The organism is Marinospirillum sp., assembly GCF_014859565.1.
Map to the genome: position 1 here is coordinate 1 of NZ_JACUUA010000378.1, position 2,243 is coordinate 2,243.

Annotated in this window: 2 protein-coding genes; both read right to left on the reverse strand. The window is 46.4% G+C overall.

What is annotated here, in order from left to right; genetic code table 11:
- Window positions 1-128: 128 nt before the first annotated feature.
- Window positions 129-1,346: a restriction endonuclease subunit S gene (locus IBX50_RS19870; protein WP_292258129.1), complete on the reverse strand. Its 1,218-nt coding sequence runs from the start codon at window positions 1,344-1,346 to the stop codon at window positions 129-131.
- The coding region (locus tag IBX50_RS19875) for an N-6 DNA methylase (protein WP_292258130.1) at window positions 1,339-2,243 on the reverse strand (905 nt) is incomplete at its 5' end. The genes IBX50_RS19875 and IBX50_RS19870, both read right to left, overlap by 8 nt.

The following is a 2,243-nucleotide window of genomic DNA, read 5'->3' on the forward strand; positions in this document are numbered from 1 at the left end:
TCAGAACACGCGCCCGACGGATGCGTTCATGCAACATGAGGGTACACCTGAGAAAGAGGTTGAGTTGACAAGTCTAGTTAAAAATACAGACCTGTCAACTTAAAGGGAGGGCAAATTGAGGTGAAAAATCAGGCTTCGGCAACTTCTGGAGCATCCACCTGAACACGGACTTTGCCGGTGAGCAGGTCTTGCATGAGAGCTTTTTTAGCACTTATCAATTTAGCAAGCTTATTATTTTTGTCGTACAAAACTTGACTTGCTTGCGTAATGGTTTTTGCAATTGCAATTTGTTCGCTAATGGAAGGGAGAGGAATATAAAAATCCTTTATATCGGATTGACTGATATTTTTTTGACCACTTGAGCCACCCCAGCATAATTCAATCTGCTTTCTCGTTGAATAACTATTAAACACATGCAAAAGAAACTCTTTGGAAATTTTGTCAGATGGCCTTAACCGAAGAATTTTATCTGACATCATCAACTTTGCTTGAGGTTCTTTGTTAACAATAACGCACTTTCCAACTAGCGCTGCCACCCCATTTGCGCGGGTAAGCAATATATCGCCTTTGTGTACTAAAAGCTTTTCGCGCACCGAAAGATTTTTGGGTAATAGCTTTGCTTCATCCTCTAAAAACTCACCGCGTGTTACTGAGCTGACTTTAAGTACCCCCCACTCACCAGTGCCTGGTCGACGATCGTGACAATTAGGACTCCAGCCTGAATCAATACCAGTTAAGACTTTTCCAAGCTCAACAACCTCCCACCTCGCCGGTATCCGCCCTACGGGTGAGTCTTTGAACTCGGTGTGTCCAATGCCCTTGGTCAGCAGCTCCTGCATCATGCCGGTTTTCAGGTCTTTAAGCTTGTCGATCTGGGCGCGTGTTTTTTCGATCACCTCATCAACGGATGACAGAATGGCAGCGATTTTTTTCTGTTTGGGAAGTGGAACGATATACTCTACATCGTACTCTTTAAGAATTTTGAAATGTCGCTTATAACCTTCGCTACCTATCAACTCCGCTGCTCTTGAAATCAAGTAATATAGGTATTTGGCATTACATTCTTGATTCTTTGGTGCAAGAACCTGTGTACCATCGGCACCAATAGCAAAGTCAAAGTCGATGAACTTTGTGTGTAGGGTGTGATCGCCAAAAATTATTAATGGCAACCCTTTATCGTATCGCTTAGATAAGTCATTAGTGTATCCACAGACAGCTTTTGCCCCTTGGTCAACAATTGGTAATATCCCATTACCCAGGTAATCACTGGATTGTAGCTGCTTGGATTTATCATTTTTTGTCTGAATCAAATCACCAATTTGAACAATTTGAAGCGTATCACTCATACCCCAGCTCCTTGAGATACCCTTTCATCACGCTTTCGGCTTCCACCACCTGTTGATCCAGCTCTTTCAGCGAGACTTTGTACTTGTCCCACCAGCGCTCGACCTGGCTGATGACGGCTGAAGTGTTTTCAGCATCGGGAGCTTGCTGCTGGATGAGGTCACGCAGTTGTTCTTTGCTTGTAATGCTGGGTTTGAAGTCAAAGTAGTCGTTATCCCTGCGGTCAAACACACAGCTGACATCAAAATCGATCAGGATTTCTTCACGGATGTATTCGCTTTCCACTTCTCTGACCGGAATGCCGCCATGCAGGAGGGCGCGCACATCAAAGATTTCCGGGGGTGGGCTGGTGTCGGCATAACGGCGGATGTTCAGGTTGTAGTCGTTTTCAGCAATCTCATACAGGGGCACAACTCTGGAATAGCGTTTGATTTCTGCATACTGGTCAAAGGTGCTGACGATTTTGTTGATGTCTTCCAACCGCAGTTTGTTCTGGTTTTTGCCTTCTTCGTATTCCAGTTCACTGTTGATGAACAGCACCCTGCCCTTGCGTCCAGCCGGTTTGTTTTTGTTGATGATCAACAGGCAAGCGGGAATGCCGGTGCCATAAAAAAGACCGGCAGGCAGGCCAATTACGGCTTCCAGCAGGTCATCGGTCAGTATGCCTTTGCGGATTTCCCTTTCGCTGGAACCCCGGAAGAGTACACCGTGCGGCATCACCACGCCCATCATGCCTTCGGCATTCAGGCTGGCGATCATGTGCTGTACAAACGCCAGGTCACCGGCATCCTTGGGCGGTGTGCCATAGGGGAAGCGGCCATAACGGTCATTGTCGGCTTCTTCCTTGCCCCATTTTTTCAGGCTGAAAGGCGGATTGGCGATAACACGATCAAAGGTCA

Bases quoted from the DNA above. Each gene is read 5' to 3' on its own strand.
- IBX50_RS19870 (WP_292258129.1), bottom strand. From the start codon at position 1,346: ATGAGTGATACGCTTCAAATTGTTCAAATTGGTGATTTGATTCAGACA.